Raw genomic sequence first — 16,003 nt, 5'->3', positions numbered from 1 at the left:
CGTCCAGTGCCATGATCTTCCGCGTGACGGTCCGTGGCCGCGGCTACCTGCTGCGTCTCGAAGGCGAGCCGAGTCCGCTGCGCAATCCGCAGCAGTACGCCGCGATGCGCATTGCTGCGGATGCCGGGATCGCCCCGGCGATCCACTTCATCGACGAGACCAGCCGCGTCGCGATCATGGACCTGGTCGAGCAGCAGCCGGTGCAGGACTATCCGGGTGGTCCGCGCCGCCTCGCCCAGGCGCTCGGCGCGCTTCTGGCGCGCCTGCAGGACGTACCGGCCTTCCCCACCTTCGTCGACTATCCCGATATCGTCTCCCGCCTGTTCGCCCACGTGCGGCGCACCGGGCTCTTCGCGCCCGGCCTGCTCGACCCGCACGTCGAGCGCCTCGAAGAGATCAGGCATGCCTATTCCGCCGGGACGACACGGCTGGTCGCGAGCCACAACGACTTCAATCCGCGCAACGTCCTGTACGACGGCCGACGCCTCTGGCTGATCGACTGGGAGTCGGCCTATCTCAACGATCCGCTGGTCGATGCGGCCATAGCGGTCGACAGCTTCGGCTTTCCACCTGGCCTGGACGACGTCCTGGTGCAGGCCTGCCTTGGCCGGAGGCTCGACACGGGCACGCTCGCGCGTCTTACCGTCGTGCGCGCGCTCACCCGACTATACTTCGCCGGTGTCTTTCTCAGCGCCTCGGCGGTCGCCTGGAAGGCGGATCCGGACGGCGATCTCTCGGTGCCGACCCTCGCGCAGTTCCGGCAGGCCGTGCATGACGGAAGCCTGGCGCCCGGCGCTCCCCGCACCAGGCATGTGCTCGGCAAGATGTACCTGGAGTCGTTCATGACGGGCACGACGCCGCCGGACTTCGGCGTCGCCATCTGAGCGGCCTCCGGACGAACGCCTAAGGTCGCGATCGAGTACTTACGTCGAAGCACAAAAAGTACCTCACCCCGAGGAGGGTCATGGTCCTCCGGACCGCGGGCATCTCGCCCGCTCATGCTCATGATCATGAGCGGGCGAGACGCCCGCGGTCCACATGACGAATGCCCCCCTCAGGGTGAGGTCACTATTTGGTGCTTCGACCAAGCGAGATCACGTCCCAACCACTGATCCGGCTGAGGTCGCCTCCGGCACCCGCGGTCGGCGCGCCGGCGCGTTCACAGCCTCGTGGGTCAACACCTGCAGGGCGTTCTCGATCAGCCGCCGTCCGATTTCGGGCGCCGTCATCACCGACTCGGGATGGAACTGCACGGCCGCCATCGGCAGGCTGACGTGCTCGATCGCCATCACGACTCCGGCCGCGGTCTCGGCCGTCACCGCGAATTCCTTCGGCATCACGCTGCGGCGCGCGTGAATGGAATGGTAGCGGCCAACGGCGAAGTGAGGCGGCAGTCCTTCAAAGAGCTTCCCGCCCAGCACGCGGACCTCGGACGCCTTGCCGTGCATCGGCTTGGCCAGCAGGTCGAGCGCGCCGCCGAAATACTCCACCATGCCCTGCAGGCCGAGGCAGACGCCGAATACCGGCAACCCGCGCTTGATGGCCAGCGCCAGCGTCTGGTTCATGGCGAAGTCGGCCGGTCTGCCCGGTCCAGGAGACAGCAGCACGATGTCGACCGGCTGGTTGCCGGCGAGAGTCTCGCGGGCGAGGTCCGGTCTCTGCGTGACCACCTGGGCGCCGGCCGCCCGGCTGTAGCCGCCCAGCGTATGGACGAAGCTGTCCTCGTGATCGACCAGGAGCATCCGGATCGCCCGCGTTCCGGACGCGCGCACAGCGGGCGCGGGCACCGTCGCCGGCCCCGCAGTCCCGGCGCCGCCATTGATCGCCGCGAACATCGCCGCCGCCTTCAGCCGGGTCTCGGCCTCCTCCTCGTGCGGATCGCTGTCGTGCAGCAGGGTGGCGCCGGCGCGCACCTCGGCAATGCCGTTCTTCATCCGCACCGTTCGCAGGGTCAGGCCGGTGTTCATGTTGCCGTTGAACATCGATCCGCCGATGGCGCCGCCATACCAGCGGCGCGCGCTCTTCTCCTCGGCCTCGACGAAGCGGATGGCCCACAGCTTCGGCGCGCCGGTGACGGTGACGGCCCAGGCGTGCGAGAGGAAGGCGTCGAGCGCGTCGAACTCGGGACGGAGAATGCCTTCGACATGGTCGGCGGTGTGAATCAGGCGCGAGTACATCTCGATCTGGCGGCGCCCGATGACGCGCACGCTGCCCGGCTCGCACACGCGCGACTTGTCGTTGCGGTCGACATCGGTGCACATCGTCAGCTCGGCTTCGTCCTTGGCCGAGTTCAGCAGCTCGCGAATGCGCTCGGCATCCTCGATCGCGTCGCGGCCACGGCGGATGGTGCCGGAGATCGGACAGGTCTCGACGCGGTTGCCTTCGACGCGGACGAACATCTCTGGCGAGGCGGCGACCAGGAACTCGCCGTCACCCAGGTTCATCAGGGCGCCGTACGGTGCCGGATTGATCCTCCTCAGGCGGTCGAATACCTCGCTGGGCCGGTCGCGGCAGGGAGCCGAGAGAAGCTGGCCGAGCACGACCTCGAACAGGTCGCCGCGGGCGAAGGCCTGGCGCGCGCGTTCCACCATGGCGGCGTACTCGCCCGGTGCGTGGTCGCTCTCGGCGGGCGCCGCGCTGGCACTCCCGGTCACGTAGGGATCGTCGGCGCCGCCGCGTTGCACCCCCGCCGTCGAGCGGTTGCCGATGGTGAAGTCGTAGCAGCAGCGCGTGGCGATCTGGCGCCGATGATCGACGATCAGCAGCTCGTCCGGCAGGTAGAGCACGAGGTCGCGCTGATCGGCCTCGCGCGGCAGGCGCAGCGCCATCGGCTCGAACTGGAACACGAGGTCGTAGCCGAACGCGCCATAGAGGCCGAGATGCTCATCCTCGCTGGCGCCGAAGAGCTCCGCTATCGCCCGCAGGATCGAAAACACGCTGGGCTGGCGGCTGCGCTGCTCCTCGGGGAAGCGTCCGGTGGGCTCGCGAAGGGTGCCGTCGACGCGCCTGTCCCCCACCGCGAGCGTGGCGATCGCGTCGAGGCCCCGCAGATGGTCCGCCACGACCTGCAGCAGGATCTCGCCGCGGCCGTTCAGCGCGACCAGGGAGAAGCCGCGGCCTCTGGCCTCCAGCACCAGCGGCGGATCGGCGAAGCCGGTGTCCCAGCGGGTGTAGCGCCCGGGATACTCGAAGCTGGAGGACAGCAGCACGCCGCGACGGCGGTCCAGCGCGCGCGCCAGCGCGTCGGTGCCGCCGGGATAGGGCAGCTCCTGGACGTCGCGGTGAACCAGGACGCCGCCACGGGTCTGATAATGGTCGCAAGTCATCGAACCGACTCCTCGGGTTCGGCTGTCGCGAGGTCGGGATGCACATTCGCCGGAAATACGAAAGCCGCCCCGATCCCGGGACGGCCTGTTGAACAATGCGCGAAACCGGCCGTCCGTTAACGGATCGGCCGCCACCAACGTGCGATGTGGACAGAAGGGCGCATGGGTTCAACGTATTGGACAATGCTGACGGCGGCAAGCGGATTGAAGGGACCGGCAGCGGGTCGCCTGGAGCTGCGCCAGCCGCTACATCAGGTTGGCGGTGGTGATCCCGCCATCGGCCGTGAGCGTCTGCCCGGCCAGGAAGCCGCTTTCGCTGCCGGCGAGGAAGCAGATGACCCGGGCGATGTCGTCGACGGTGCCGAGCCGGCCGAGCGGCGTTCGAGCGATGCGCCGCGCATCGAGCTCGCCATTGCGGTTGCGCATCGTGCCCTCGGTCGGGACGGCCGACGGCGCGACGGCGTTGACGCGGATGTTGCGCGCCCCGAGCTCCGCGGCCGCGGCGCGCGTGATGCCCATGACGCCGTCTCGGGCGCCACGTCGGGGATGCCTGATGGCGCACCCACGCCGCATTGTTGACCGGCACGTCGAAGCGGCCGGCCCGGTCGGCGAGGCCGAGGATCGCCTTGCGCATGCCCTCGCGCGTGGCGACGTTCCCGGTCAGGCCGATCGCCCGTGCCGCCGGCGCTCGTGATCTCCCCCACGACCTCAGGCGCAATGGTCAATCACGTCCTTGAAGTCAGCGAACACGGGACTTTCTCGTTGTTGCCCCTGCCCTAGCTCCGCAGCCCCGCCTGGCGCAGCAGCGGCATCACGGCGCTGTCGAAATACTTGAGCTCCTCGTTGTAGTCGAGGAAGCCGAACACCATGCCGTCGATGCCGGCGGCCGAGACCTGGGCGAGTTGGTCGGTGACCTGCTCGGGCGTGCCGATGATCGGGTTCGTACCCCACCCCGCGACCAGTCGCTCGCGATAGTTCCGGATGCGGTCGTTGAACGACTGGCTCTCGATGCCCAGCACCTTCATGAGGTTGTCGGCGGCCACCCAATCACCATGCTCGATGATGCTGCGGTATACCTGCCGGGCCTCGGCCTCGGTTTCGCGGCAGACGACGAGAGCCGAGGTGCAGACGCCGATATGGCGCCGATAGTCCGTGCGTGCCTTGTCGCGGACCCGGGCCGCCACCACCTTCACGGACTCGACGCTGTCGAAGCCCACGAAGCTGAAATCAACTTCTCGCGCGGAGAACTCGATGGCCGCCGGCGAATGTCCGGCGTTGATCAGGACCGGATAGGGCTTCTGGACCGGCTTGGGATGGGCCTGGGCCTGCTTGATGCGGAAGCTTTCCGACTCGAAATCGAACGGCGTCTCGTCGGTCCACAGCCGCTTGACGATGCCGAGCCACTCGGCGCCGTAGCGGTAGCGATCGTCGTGCGCCCGTTGCATGCCCTGGAACATCTCCATTTCCGGCGTGAACCATCCCATCACCAGATTGAGGGCGAAGCGGCCATTGGAGATATGGTCGATGGTCGTCGCCTGCTTGGCGGCAACGATGGGATGGACCGTCGGCACGTGCGACGTCGCCGCCACCATGATGTTCCGGGTCGCCTGGGCGAGCCCGGCCGCCCAGGTATAGGTCTCGAACGACTCGCCGTTGAAGTCGGTCGTGCCACCGAAGCCCCGCCATCGCGCCACCGGCAGCGCCAGCTCGAAGCCCATGGCATCGGCCCGTTTGACGATGTCCGACGTGTGTTGCCAGGTCACCTCGTAGGTGGTCGGCGCGTGCGAGATGTTGAGTCCGTAGCTGCAATTGATGCCGAAGACGCCGAGCTTGAGCTTCTGGTCGTTGTACAGCGGCACGTGCGCCCGACGGTACTCCTCCAATGCGATCGCATCGGCCTTGTTCATTCGCCTCTCCTCGGACGCCAACCGCACGGTTTCCCGCCCACTCGCATTCCTCCCATACTCCTGCCCTCCCATCGACGAGAGGAACCGGGCCATGAACGGACACGGACAAAGGCCCAGTGCTTCCCGCGATCAGGATACTGCACCAGAGGAGACCCACATGCCGACGAGAAATGGCGGCTGCCTGTGCGGGGCCGTGCGCTACGAATGCAGCGGTGAACCGCAGTTCGCCTTGCAGTGCCATTGCCGCGACTGCCAGAGGCAGAGCGGCGCGCCGCATGTCGCGGCGGTGCGCATGCCCGCGGCCGATTTCCGCATCACGCAGGGCACACCCAGGCGCTACATCGCCAGGTCCGATGCCGGCAATGAAATCACGCGCGTCTTCTGCAGCGACTGCGGCACACCGCTTTACGTGCAGGTCTCGACGCGGCCGGATATCGTCGGCCTCCGGGTCTGTACCTTCGACGACCCGAGCTGGTTCCGGCCTGATGCCAACATCTTCGTCAAGAGCGCCCAGCCGTGGGACCATCTGGATCCCGCAATACCGCAGTTTGCGACCTATCCGGCCGGAAAATCGTACTGAGCGTGGCGCCCCCGTTTGGCCCGTTGGTGCCAGGCATCGGCTCGTCGAGCAGAACGACGACCGCCCACCGGGCCGTCATTCGATCGCTGCAGGTTCGTGCCTGCAGCGCCACGAGGCCCGGCTGGCAGGACACGCCGGCGTTCGCCTAGACACCGAGATGGCGCTCCCACAAGCTGCGGTCGGCAGCAAGCTCGGCCGCGGCGCCGGCCCAGGCGACGCGGCCGCGCTCCAGGATGGTATGACGTGCGCACAGCGCCACCAGCCGGTCGACATACTTGTCGATCGCCAGGAGGGCGAGACCCGTGCGGCTCAGCTCGCCGAGCACGCGCCAGATCTCCTCGCGCAGGAGCGGCGCCAGCCCTTCCGTCGCCTCGTCGAGGATGAGCAGCCTGGGGTTCGTCATCAACGCACGGCCGATCGCCAGCATCTGCTGCTCGCCGCCGGACAGCTCGGCGCCCATGTTGGCCGCGCGCTCGGCGAGACGCGGGAACAGGGCGTAGACGCGCTCGAGCGTCCACCGCGGGATCGCGCCCCCGCGGTCGGCGGCGAAGGCGACCAGGTTCTCGCGCACGCTGAGATTGGGAAAGATCCGCCTGCCTTCGGGTACCAGCGCGATGCCGGCGCGGCCGATGCGGTCGGCCGTCCAGCCGTCGATGCGTTGGCCCTCGAAGCGGATGGCGCCGGCGGTCGGCCTGGTGAGGCCGACGATGCAGCGCACGGTCGTGGTCTTGCCCATGCCGTTGCGGCCGAGCAGCGCCACCGCCTGGCCCGGCTCGATCGCGAGGTCGACGTCGAACAGCACGGGCAGGCCGCCATAGCCCGCCTGCACGCCCTCGACCTCGAGCAGCCCTGTCACGCCGCAACCTCCTCGCCGAGATAGGCCCGGCGCACCTCCGGATGGCGGCGGATCTCGTCGGGCGTGCCGCTGGCGATGACGCGTCCATAGACCAGCGTCGTGATGCGATCGGCGAGGCGGAACACCGCGTCCATGTCGTGTTCGACCAGCAGGATGGTGCGGCGGCCCTTGAGCGCCTCGATCAGGCCGACGATGCGCGCCGCTTCCTCGGCCGCCATCCCCGCCATCGGCTCGTCGAGCAGCAGGATGCGGGCGCCCGTCGCCAGCGCCAGGCCGAGCTCGAGTTGGCGACGCTCGCCATGCGCCAGCGCACCGGCGCGTTGATCGCCGCGACTGGCGAGCCCGATCGTCTCGAGCTCGGCGCGGGCGCGCACCGCATCGTGCCGGCCGCCAGCTCCCTGGACGGCGAGCGCCAGGTTCTCCAGCACCGTGAAGTTCGGGAACAGGCTGGTGATCTGGTAGGAGCGCGCCAGCCCCAGCCGCACGCGACGGTTCATGGCGAGGCGCGTGATGTCGCGACCGTCGAGCAGGACCGTGCCGGCACTGGGCGCGAGCGCGCCGGAAAGAAGATGGATCAGCGTCGTCTTGCCCGCGCCGTTCGGGCCGATCACGGCGTGCAGCTCGCCCGGAACGAGGCCGAGGCTGACGCCGTCTACGGCCAGCAGGCCGCCGAAGCGCTTCTGCAGCCCGGCCACGCTCAGGACGGGCGCCGTCATGGCGCGGCGTCGCCGCGCCGCATCAGGCCGGACAATCCCTGCGGCGCGAACAGCACGACGGCGAGCAGCACCACGCCGATCGCCAGCGGCCAATGGATCGTCTGCCCGGCGATCGCCTCCTGAACGATCAGCAGCGCGGCGGCCCCCAGGATGCCACCCAGCAGACGACCGGCGCCACCCAGGATCACCATGATCATCAGCACCCCTGATTCCGGCCAATGCAGCAGGTTTGGACCGACCAAGCCGTTCAGGCTGGCCAGGAGCCCCCCGCCCAGGCCGGCGGCCGCACCGGCGATGACGAAGGCGAGCAGCTTCAGGCGGTAGGTCGGGAAGCCGATCGCCTCCATGCGGGTCTCGTTGTCGCGAATGCCCTGCAGGGCGCGGCCGAGCGGCGCGTTGAGCAGGGCGCGCATCGCGAGAAGCGCCGCCAGAAGGATGGCCAGCATGACGGAATAGAAATTCGTGTCCCGATCGAGAGCAAGGAAGCCGAGCGACGGGCGGGTATCGAGCGTGAGCCCGTCGTCGCTGCCCAGCACACGCAGCGACACCACGAGGTAGTAGACCATCTGGGCAAAGGCCAGCGTGATCATGATGAAGTAGACACCGCGGGTGCGCAGGCTGATCGCCCCGATCAGCAGCGCCAGCAGGGCGGCCACCACGATCGCAGCGGGCCACAACAGCCACGCCGAGACGATCCCTGCCGACATCAGCACGGCGACGGTGTAGGCGCCGGCGCCGACGAAGGCGGCGTGGCCGAAGCTCACCAGGCCGACATAGCCGATCAGCAGGTTGAGGCTGCTTGCAATCAGGGCATAGATCAGCACGCGGGTCGCGAACACCACGTAGAATGGCTGGCCGACTGCAATCGCGACGACTGGCAGCAGCGCCAGCATGGCGACGGCCGCCAGCGTCGGCCAGGGCCTGAGCGGAATGTACAGCGTGTCACGCATCAGCCGCGCGCCGGGAACAGGCCGGTCGGCCGGAAGAAGAGCACCGCCGCCATCAGCATGTAGATCAGCATCGAGGCCACGGCCGGGCCGGCCTCGGCCGCGATCACCGCGGGAAACATCTGGCGGAACAGGAACGGCAGGAAGGCGCGGCCGGCGGTATCGAGCAGCCCGACCAGCAGCGCGCCGACCAGGGCGCCGCGGATCGAGCCGATGCCGCCGATTGTGATGACCACGAAGGCGAGGATGAGGATGTTCTCGCCCATGCCGACCTGCACGGCGAGCAGCGGCCCGAGCAGGGCGCCCGCCACCGCGCAGAGCGCCGCGCCGATGGCGAAGACCAGCGTGAACAAGGTGCGCGTGTCGATCCCCATGACCTCGGCCATCTCGCGGTCGGACGCGCCGGCGCGCACCCACATGCCGGCGCGCGAGCGCGTCACCAGCAGGTACAGCAGCAGCGCGATCGCCAGCCCCGCGCCAATCACCACCAGCCGGTAGGCGGGATAGCGGAAGCCGCCGAGCTCGACCGGTCCCGACAACGCCGCCGGCATGTTGAGCAGGATCGGCTGGCTGCCCCAGATCATGCGCACGATCTCGTTGGCAATCAGGATCACGGCGAAGGTCGCCAGCACCTGCGAGAGGTGCGAGCGTCGATAGAGGTGGCGCAACAGCGCCACCTCGAGCGCCATCCCGACTAGCGCCGTGCCGACGATCGCACCGGCAATGCCGAGCAGGAACGACCCCGACGCCTCGATCACGGCCGCGGCAAGGTAGGCGCCGATCATGTAGAGCGAGCCGTGCGCCAGGTTGATCATGTCCATGATCCCGAACACCAGCGTCAGCCCCGCCGCCAGCAGGAACAGCATCAACCCGAGCTGCAGCCCGTTCAACAACTGCTCGGCGATCAGGGAGGGCGGCAAGATCACATCCTTCCCAAGCAAAGCTTGGGGAGGTGTCGCCGTCCTGCGGCGACACCTCCCCAGCGAACCTGGGGAGGAAGATGAAGACGACCTCTCCCCCTCACCTACTTCATCTTGCACTTGGCGGCGTGGACGTCCTGGAAGTCGGTGAACACCTTGCCGATCGTCTTGTTGGTGATGCGGCCGCCGACGTCCTTGTAGACCTCGCGCAGGTAGTAGTCCTGGATCGGAAAGTGATTCTTGTTGAAGCGGAACTTGCCACGCGTGGCGTCGAACTTCGCCTCGACGAGCGCCTTGCGCAGTGCCTCCTTGTCCTCGACCTTGCCGCCGATCTGCTTCACCGCGGTGTCGACCAGCAGGGCCACGTCGTAGGCCTGCGAGGCGTACATGGTCGGCAGACGGCCGTACGCTTTCTGGAACTCCTGGACGAACGTCTTGTTCGCCGGGTTGTCGAGGTCGGCCGCCCACTGCGAGGTGTTGAGGATGCCGATCATCGGTTCGCCGACCGCCTTGATCGTGTCTTCGTCGGCCGAGAAGCCGGGCGTGAAGAGCTTGGCCTCCTTGTCGGCGCCGGCGGCGACGTACTGCTTGACGAAGTTGATGCCCATGCCACCCGGCAGGAAGAAGAACACCGCGTCGGGCTTGGCGGCGCGAATGTTGGCGATCTCGGCCGCGTAGTCGAGCTGGCCCAGCTTGGTGTAGACCTCGTCGGCGATCTTGCCCTTGTAGAAGCGCTTGAAGCCCGCCAGCGTCTCCCGCCCGCCCGGGTAGTTGGGTGCGATCAGGTAGACGTTCTTCAGCCCGCGCTGGTTCATCACCTCGCCCATGGCGCCGGGAATGTCCTCGTTCTGCCAGGCCACGGCGAAGAAGTTCGGGTTGCACTTCTCGCCGGCATAGTCCTCCGGCCCGGTGTTGGTGCTGAGATAGATGGTGTTGGAATTGAGCACCGCCGGCATGACCGGCAGCAGCACGTTCGAGAACACCATGCCGGTGATCAGGTCGACGTTGTCGCGCTTGGTGAAGCGCTCGATTGCCTCGCGCGCGACGTCGGGCTTCTGCTGATCGTCGACGACGCTGACCTCGGCAGGCAGACCGCCCAGCTTGCCTCCGTTCAGCTTCACCGCCAGCAGGAAGGCGTCGCGCATGTCCACGCCGAGCGCCCCGCCGGGGCCCGACAGCGTGCTCAGGAATCCGACCTTGACCTTGTCGGCCGCGCCAGCCGGCGCCGTTCCGCCAAGTGCCCCAACTGCCGACAGCAACAGCGCCGATAAGAGCTTTCTCATGATGCCCTCCCCTCGTTGGCCATGGTCGCGCATGCACGTCATTCTCTTCCGGACCGCGAGCGTCTCGCTCGCTCATGATCATGAACGAGCGAGACGCTCGCGGTCCGGAAGACCATGATCACACCCACGCCTGCAACACGTACTCGTACGGCCCCTGCGCGTTCACCATGTCGACGCGCTGCAGCTTGATGCGATGGCCGTCCCTGGTCTTCTTCAAATGATGAACGTACGAGCCGGCGAAATGGCGGGTCGTGTCGTTGCGGAACTCCATCATGTGGAAGCGCGACCGGACCACCAGATCGCCGCTTCGCGCATCCTCCTTTTCGATGGTGACGTTGCCGACGACGTGGTTGGTGCCCCAGGCCGTCCGCTGCGACCAGGCGCGCGGATGGGTGAGCCGTTTCAGCCGCACCGTCATCAGGTCGCGATCTTCCCAGAATATGGACGGCACGCCGTCGCCGGTGGTCTGCTCGGGCGCCGCCGGCATCCAGTAGGTGCCGTCCGGGGTGAACAGATCGATGAAATCCTGCCAGCGCTTGCCGTCGAGGCACTCGGCCTGGCGATAGAGGAGCCGCTCGACCTCGCGCAGCGTGTCGGGCGCGTTCGACGCCTTCGCCACGACTTTCGCGGTCGGAAACGTGCTCTTCCGGGCGGCACTCTTCCCGGCCGCACTTTTGCGCGCGATGTTCTTCCGGGTCGCGCCCTTGCGCGCCGCTTTCACCTTGCGCGCCATCAGTGTGCTCCGTTCATGTACCGGGTCCACGCCTTGAACTGGTTGCGCATCGGCTGCTCGGAGGTGCCGATGACCGAGGTCGTGACCTCGTTGGTCTCGTGATCCTGGCCAGCGTTGCGATGGAAGCTCACCCAGTCGCCGCCCTCCGATTCGAGGCCCTTGTGGCACTTCCAGAAGTTCCACAGATCGTCGGCATTGACCATCGTCGAGGGCGAGTTGACGAGATTGTAGTAGCCCAGCGCGCGGCGGTAGATCGCCTCGGGCGCGCCCTTGAGCCGGAAGTGCCAGATCTCGGTCAGCGTCTTGTCGACGCCGAGCGGCCGTACGGCGCGCAGCTGCTGCAGCGGCGACTGCACCGACAGCCCGGGATAGAGCAGCACGTGGTGGATGTTGACGCCCAGGATCTCCTCCATGCGCTGCTTGCCGTAGGCCTTCTCCATCACCTTCTCGTAGGCGAGCGTATCGGGATCGCGCGGCCGGAGCCCCATGTAGCCGGTGAGAATGCAATGGCCGTTGGGATAGCCCAGCGTCTGGAAGGCGTCCCACTTGGTGATCGGCGTCGCGAAGGCGGACAGGAAGTGATAGCTGAGCGGTGCGTGGCCGCCCTTGCGGTTGATCTCCTCCTCGACCTCGCCGGCGGCGCGACCGGTCGATTCGTGCGTCACCGCCGGGTGCAGCGCGTCGAGCTGGTTCTCCAGGAAGATCTTCCAGTTCGACTGCTGGATCACGCGGAAGCAGGTCGGCACGACCTCGACCTCGCCCTCCGGTGCACGATCGCACATGTCGTCGAAGGCGACCCGGGCCGGTCCGAGCCAGTCGACCAGCGACGGCCCGTCCGCCGAGAGGCTCGCAAACACGAATCCGCGGTAGGACTCCACGCGCGCTGCGTTCTTGATGTTGGTGTTGTCGTCGCCCGGCGTCAGGCGCGTGCCCTGATAGCCCTTGTCGAGCGGGATCGCCTTGCAGCTGCCGTCGGTGTCGAACTGCCAGGAATGGTAGGAGCAGATGATGCCCTTGCCGACATTGCCGCAGCGATCGCCGTAGAGCATGGCGCCGCGGTGCGGGCAGCGGTTGTAGAGCACGCACACCGAGCGGTCGGCATGGCGCACCATGACCATCGGCTGGCGGCCGACCTGCACCGTCCAGTAGTCGCCGACATTCGGCACCTGGCTCTCGTGCCCGACATACGTCCACACCTTGTTGAAGATGCGCTCCATCTCGAGCTCGAAGATCCCCGGATCGGAATAGACGCTGCGATGGACGCGATCGGGCTCCACCGCCCGGGCGACATCCAGGCCGATATCGACTGTCATCAAGACCTCCTCTGAGCCACCATCGTCCAGGCCCACGCTACGCTATGCAACGCCGGACGCCGCCGTGCGGATACCCTGCGCGTCGGATTTGGGCGTATCGAAGTTCCGGCACATCTCCTGGATCGCCCAGCGCACCAGGCCGACCGCCGGCTCGGGCAGGTTCGCCGTCGCCCGCTCGTTGACCTGCCACACCGCGGGCCAGATCCGTGCAAACAGGCGCTCGCCCGCCCCGGTGAGGGCCAGCCGCGTCACGCGCGCATCGCTCGCATCGGTGAGGCGCGTCACCCAGCCCGCCCTCACCATGCGCTCGACGACGCGCGTCAACGTCGTGCGATCGATCGAGGTGAGATCGGCGAGCGTGCTCATCGACAGGCGATGGCGGCTATGCAGGGTGGCCAGGGTCCGCCATTCCGGCGCACGCAACCCGTCGGCCTTGAGCGCCGCCGCGAGCTGCCGGTCGCGCCGGTCGAGGACCTGGGTGAACCAGAAGAAAAGGTGCTGCTCGAGGACGAAATCGGGAACGCCGCGTAACGCGGCCGCACCCGCTTCGCTCGCTCCCGACGGGTGGCGATCACGACTCGAAAGCGGCTGCACGCGTCGCGACATATGGGCCCTTCCCCTCGCCCCGGCTCTCCGCAAGCCTCTCACCAACTATGTGCAGACGCAAGCAATCTTTAGATCGTAACTTGACCAAATTCGAGATATGCCGCCGTACGCGAATCCGGAACCACGTGCATTTGAACGTTCTTCAGTCGAAGCGACACTACCTTCAGAAGGCCGTGATCAGGGTCAGGCCAAAGGCATTGGTAATCGTGAAGCTTCCGGCATTGTCGACTTGGCGAACGAGATAAGGTTCGATGCTGAAGTGGTCGTAGATCGGCAGGGTTACGCCCACGATCAGGCGGTAGCGCGACATCTGGTTGTATCGCGTGTCGAAGTAGACTTCCGCGGAGGCGTAAGGCGTGAACCGGTAGGTGCCGATTGTGAAGTCCCTTTGCACCTGCAGACGCTCGCGCAGGCGCACGAAGAAGCCGTTGTCGAGCCAGCGGAAATCCTGGCGCAGGCGGAGGTCGGCCGATACGCCCCAATCCAGGGGGATGCGAAAGATCTGCTCGGTCAGCAGACGATTCTCGATGAACGGGCCGCCGTCGGTCGCGTTGGCGTGCCGGTAGCCGATACGCCCCCAGATCGTCTCGGTGAAGTGATGCTCGACGGTCAGGCCCGCCTCGGACTGGTAGCCCGTTCCGTCGTCTCGGTCGCGCCCATTCGAGAGCAGAAAAATGGCGCGCGAGCGCCGTTCGTCGAACCAATAGTGGAATTGCAGTTCCGGCCAGAACTCGTGGGCTTCGCCGCCCTGCGCCGCAGCGCCGGCCAACAGGCTCGGCACGACGATCAGCGCCAGCAGCGGCAGCCGACAGGACCAAGGCCGCCGGTCGCTGCCCATGGCCGGCTGCCTATGACACGAGGCTCTCGGCGGCGACCTTGATGCGGCCGCTGCGCCCGGCCTTGGCCAGAGTGTCGAAGTCGCGGTCGGTCTGCTTGGCGTAGGCGAGCGCGAACTTGCCGATGGCATCGTCGAGCGCATCTGAGTTGCCGCAGTAGCCCGCGATCATCGCCGGGTCGCCCGACTTGGCGTGAGCCAGCGCCAAAGCCCAGCCGCACAAGCCGCAATACTCGGCAAACCCCTCGAGCGTGTCCTTGTCGCCTTCGACGAACTTGGCACCGCCCTTCATGTCGGCGAGCTGACGGACGTAGAAGTGCTTGCCTCCGGCAGAGCCCCAGCCAAGGAAGATGTCGGGCGAGCCCTGAGTCAGGCGCTGGCCGACCACGACGCGCATTCCCTGGCTGTCGAACGGCAGCTTGAAGTCGACATAGGGCGCCAGAACAGAGGCCTGAGCTTCCTTGATCTGCAGAAACAGGGGGTCCTCGTCGTCGACTCCCGTAAGGAGGGCGACCCAGCAGGCCGTGCCGACACTGCCCACACCCACCACCTTGCGCGCCACGTCGACGATGCGGTAGCGCGCGAGCAGTCGTTGCCGGTCCATGGGCAAGGAATCGACGTAGGCATGCAGCAGACGATCGAGCACGACGTCGATCGGCTTGCCATCGTCGCTGTGCGTCTCGCGCACGATCAGGGGGATGTTCTCGACGATGCGGTGCTCGCCGTCGACCTGCTCGGTGAGCTTGTCGAGCGAGTGGATATGGCCGCGCGCGCGGACCTTGGCGAGCCCGCGCTCGACGACCTGGCGCCGCCTGGGCGATAGCGCGTCGAGCACGGCGCGCTCGTCGATGCGGTCGTACCAGACCTGCAGGTAGCCCATCTCGGCGTAGCCGCGCATGCGTTTGCGGTAGGCGCGAACGACGTCGCGGGCGGCCCCCTCGGCGTCGGCCTTGTCGCCGCCCATGAAGCGGGCGGCCACGGCGGCGCTCGCCGCCAGCCGCTTGACGTCCCATTCCCACGGTCCCGGATGGACCTCGTCGAAGTCGTTGATCGCGAACACGAGGTTGCGCTCGGCCGACGCATAGAGGCCGAAATTGGCGACGTGCATGTCGCCGCACGCGGCCACGGCGAGGCCAGTAATGGGCGTGGCCGACAGATCGGCTGCCATCACCGCCGCCGAGCCGCGCAAGAAGGCGAAGGGCGACGCCAGCATGCGCGTGTAGCGCACGGGCACCAGCTTCTGGACGCGTGTTTCGTTCTGCTTCTCCAGGGTCGCCACCGGGTCGGGCCGGTTGGAGGACGCCTTGTACCGCGCGTGCGCGTTGCGCGGCACCCTCTCGCGCAACGCCTTGCCGGCCGCCAGGCGATCCTCGACGGATGGCCGTGGGGCGGTGAAAGTCTCGAGCAGCGCGAGCTCGCCCTCGGCGGCGAGCATGCGCGCGTAGCTCCGGTCGAGATTGCCTTGCAGGCTGGCGACGTTCATGAACACCTCCCTTTTCGACGCTGCCATGCTGGCAGGTCGGTGGTCGTTGCCGGCCGCTCCGCGTGCAGCGTCCCACGTTCTCGGAATCGATTGTCGAACCTGCGCCGGCGCGGCAGGCGGGACGCCACGAGCCTCATTGCCGGTTCGCTCCTCTCGTGACGCAGCGAAAGCCGACATGGCTGGTCGAGGTGTCGACGGGCTCGGCGTGGCGCGCAGCGGGGCGATAGCGGCGACAGTAGCTGGGTGCGCAGAGGTGCGAGCCCCCCTTCAGCACCTTGCGCGGAATGCGGATTGCAGGCTGACGCGGATCGTAACTCCCCTCCATCGGCCCGCCGAGTGGGTTCTGCGGCACGCAGCAGGCCTTGGCGGCATCGGCTTCATGCCGCTCCGAGTACCAGTCGGCGGTCCATTCCCAGACATTGCCGATCATGTCGTAGACGCCGTAGCCGTTGGCCGGGAAGGCGCGCACCGGCGAAGTGCGGGCCCACCCGTCGGCCT

Annotated in this window: 16 protein-coding genes; 2 read left to right on the top strand and 14 right to left on the bottom strand. The window is 67.4% G+C overall.

Annotated elements, in window-relative coordinates:
* Window positions 1-884, top strand: an 884-nt coding sequence (locus AB7O82_RS29830) for a phosphotransferase (RefSeq protein WP_428620898.1), incomplete at its 5' end; no start/stop codon positions are given.
* A 210-nt stretch (window positions 885-1,094) separates the two neighbouring features.
* Here the strand turns inward: AB7O82_RS29830 and AB7O82_RS29825 are convergent.
* The 3 genes from AB7O82_RS29825 to AB7O82_RS29815 all read right to left on the bottom strand — a co-directional run bounded on the left by AB7O82_RS29825 (window position 1,095) and on the right by AB7O82_RS29815 (window position 5,233).
* The gene (locus AB7O82_RS29825; RefSeq protein ID WP_428541387.1) at window positions 1,095-3,326 is read right to left on the bottom strand and encodes an anthranilate synthase component I; all 2,232 of its coding nucleotides are present in this window, start codon (window positions 3,324-3,326) and stop codon (window positions 1,095-1,097) included.
* A 246-nt stretch (window positions 3,327-3,572) separates the two neighbouring features.
* A complete protein-coding gene (locus AB7O82_RS29820; RefSeq protein ID WP_428541390.1) occupies window positions 3,573-3,845 on the bottom strand; it encodes an SDR family NAD(P)-dependent oxidoreductase in 273 nt (90 codons plus the stop codon).
* Window positions 3,846-4,102: 257 nt separating this feature from the next.
* Entirely contained in the window at window positions 4,103-5,233 is a 1,131-nt protein-coding gene (locus tag AB7O82_RS29815; RefSeq protein ID WP_428541393.1) for an LLM class flavin-dependent oxidoreductase, read from the bottom strand.
* 157 nt (window positions 5,234-5,390) lie between these two features.
* Here AB7O82_RS29815 and AB7O82_RS29810 point away from each other — a divergent pair, with 157 nt between their 5' ends.
* Window positions 5,391-5,813 carry a GFA family protein gene (locus AB7O82_RS29810; RefSeq protein WP_428541396.1) on the top strand — a complete coding sequence of 141 codons (423 nt, stop codon included), beginning with the start codon at window positions 5,391-5,393 and terminating at the stop codon, window positions 5,811-5,813.
* A 145-nt stretch (window positions 5,814-5,958) separates the two neighbouring features.
* Here AB7O82_RS29810 and AB7O82_RS29805 read toward each other — a convergent pair whose 3' ends face one another.
* The 11 genes from AB7O82_RS29805 to AB7O82_RS29755 all read right to left on the bottom strand — a co-directional run.
* Entirely contained in the window at window positions 5,959-6,669 is a 711-nt protein-coding gene (locus AB7O82_RS29805; protein ID WP_428541399.1) for an ABC transporter ATP-binding protein, read from the bottom strand.
* On the bottom strand, window positions 6,666-7,385 hold the full coding sequence (locus AB7O82_RS29800; RefSeq protein WP_428541402.1) for an ABC transporter ATP-binding protein: 720 nt from the start codon (window positions 7,383-7,385) through the stop codon (window positions 6,666-6,668). The genes AB7O82_RS29805 and AB7O82_RS29800 overlap by 4 nt, the downstream gene beginning before the upstream one ends.
* On the bottom strand, window positions 7,382-8,335 hold the full coding sequence (locus tag AB7O82_RS29795) for a branched-chain amino acid ABC transporter permease (RefSeq protein ID WP_428541405.1): 954 nt from the start codon (window positions 8,333-8,335) through the stop codon (window positions 7,382-7,384). The genes AB7O82_RS29800 and AB7O82_RS29795 overlap by 4 nt, the downstream gene beginning before the upstream one ends.
* Window positions 8,335-9,252: a branched-chain amino acid ABC transporter permease gene (locus AB7O82_RS29790; protein WP_428541408.1), complete on the bottom strand. Its 918-nt coding sequence runs from the start codon at window positions 9,250-9,252 to the stop codon at window positions 8,335-8,337. Before AB7O82_RS29790 ends, AB7O82_RS29795 begins: the two co-directional genes overlap by 1 nt.
* A gap of 104 nt (window positions 9,253-9,356) precedes the next feature.
* Window positions 9,357-10,535 carry an ABC transporter substrate-binding protein gene (locus AB7O82_RS29785; RefSeq protein WP_428541411.1) on the bottom strand — a complete coding sequence of 393 codons (1,179 nt, stop codon included), beginning with the start codon at window positions 10,533-10,535 and terminating at the stop codon, window positions 9,357-9,359.
* A gap of 118 nt (window positions 10,536-10,653) precedes the next feature.
* Window positions 10,654-11,268 carry an aromatic-ring-hydroxylating dioxygenase subunit beta gene (locus AB7O82_RS29780; protein ID WP_428541414.1) on the bottom strand — a complete coding sequence of 205 codons (615 nt, stop codon included), beginning with the start codon at window positions 11,266-11,268 and terminating at the stop codon, window positions 10,654-10,656.
* Window positions 11,268-12,581: an aromatic ring-hydroxylating dioxygenase subunit alpha gene (locus AB7O82_RS29775; protein ID WP_428541417.1), complete on the bottom strand. Its 1,314-nt coding sequence runs from the start codon at window positions 12,579-12,581 to the stop codon at window positions 11,268-11,270. Before AB7O82_RS29775 ends, AB7O82_RS29780 begins: the two co-directional genes overlap by 1 nt.
* Before the next feature lie 42 nt (window positions 12,582-12,623).
* Window positions 12,624-13,187, bottom strand: a complete 564-nt coding sequence (locus tag AB7O82_RS29770) for a MarR family winged helix-turn-helix transcriptional regulator (RefSeq protein ID WP_428541420.1) — start codon at window positions 13,185-13,187, stop codon at window positions 12,624-12,626.
* A 163-nt stretch (window positions 13,188-13,350) separates the two neighbouring features.
* Complete coding sequence (locus AB7O82_RS29765; protein WP_428541423.1) at window positions 13,351-14,025, bottom strand: DUF2490 domain-containing protein; 675 nt, start codon at window positions 14,023-14,025, stop codon at window positions 13,351-13,353.
* A 10-nt stretch (window positions 14,026-14,035) separates the two neighbouring features.
* A complete protein-coding gene (locus AB7O82_RS29760) occupies window positions 14,036-15,505 on the bottom strand; it encodes a DUF2252 domain-containing protein (RefSeq protein WP_428541426.1) in 1,470 nt (489 codons plus the stop codon).
* 133 nt (window positions 15,506-15,638) lie between these two features.
* Window positions 15,639-16,003 (bottom strand): formylglycine-generating enzyme family protein (locus tag AB7O82_RS29755; protein ID WP_428620896.1); only part of this gene is annotated, 365 nt, incomplete at its 5' end.

Source organism: Reyranella sp. (genome assembly GCF_050185545.1).
Classification (GTDB): domain Bacteria; phylum Pseudomonadota; class Alphaproteobacteria; order Reyranellales; family Reyranellaceae; genus Reyranella.
This window is presented reverse-complemented; position numbering and strand designations above follow the sequence as displayed.

Bases quoted from the DNA above. Each gene is read 5' to 3' on its own strand.
- AB7O82_RS29815 (WP_428541393.1), bottom strand. From the start codon at position 5,233: ATGAACAAGGCCGATGCGATCGCATTGGAGGAGTACCGTCGGGCGCAC.
- AB7O82_RS29800 (WP_428541402.1), bottom strand. From the start codon at position 7,385: ATGACGGCGCCCGTCCTGAGCGTGGCCGGGCTGCAGAAGCGCTTCGGC.
- AB7O82_RS29785 (WP_428541411.1), bottom strand. From the start codon at position 10,535: ATGAGAAAGCTCTTATCGGCGCTGTTGCTGTCGGCAGTTGGGGCACTT.
- AB7O82_RS29775 (WP_428541417.1), bottom strand. From the start codon at position 12,581: ATGACAGTCGATATCGGCCTGGATGTCGCCCGGGCGGTGGAGCCCGAT.
- AB7O82_RS29820 (WP_428541390.1), bottom strand. From the start codon at position 3,845: ATGGGCATCACGCGCGCCGCGGCCGCGGAGCTCGGGGCGCGCAACATC.
- AB7O82_RS29780 (WP_428541414.1), bottom strand. From the start codon at position 11,268: ATGGCGCGCAAGGTGAAAGCGGCGCGCAAGGGCGCGACCCGGAAGAAC.
- AB7O82_RS29760 (WP_428541426.1), bottom strand. From the start codon at position 15,505: ATGAACGTCGCCAGCCTGCAAGGCAATCTCGACCGGAGCTACGCGCGC.
- AB7O82_RS29770 (WP_428541420.1), bottom strand. From the start codon at position 13,187: ATGTCGCGACGCGTGCAGCCGCTTTCGAGTCGTGATCGCCACCCGTCG.
- AB7O82_RS29825 (WP_428541387.1), bottom strand. From the start codon at position 3,326: ATGACTTGCGACCATTATCAGACCCGTGGCGGCGTCCTGGTTCACCGC.
- AB7O82_RS29795 (WP_428541405.1), bottom strand. From the start codon at position 8,335: ATGCGTGACACGCTGTACATTCCGCTCAGGCCCTGGCCGACGCTGGCG.
- AB7O82_RS29810 (WP_428541396.1), top strand. From the start codon at position 5,391: ATGCCGACGAGAAATGGCGGCTGCCTGTGCGGGGCCGTGCGCTACGAA.
- AB7O82_RS29765 (WP_428541423.1), bottom strand. From the start codon at position 14,025: ATGGGCAGCGACCGGCGGCCTTGGTCCTGTCGGCTGCCGCTGCTGGCG.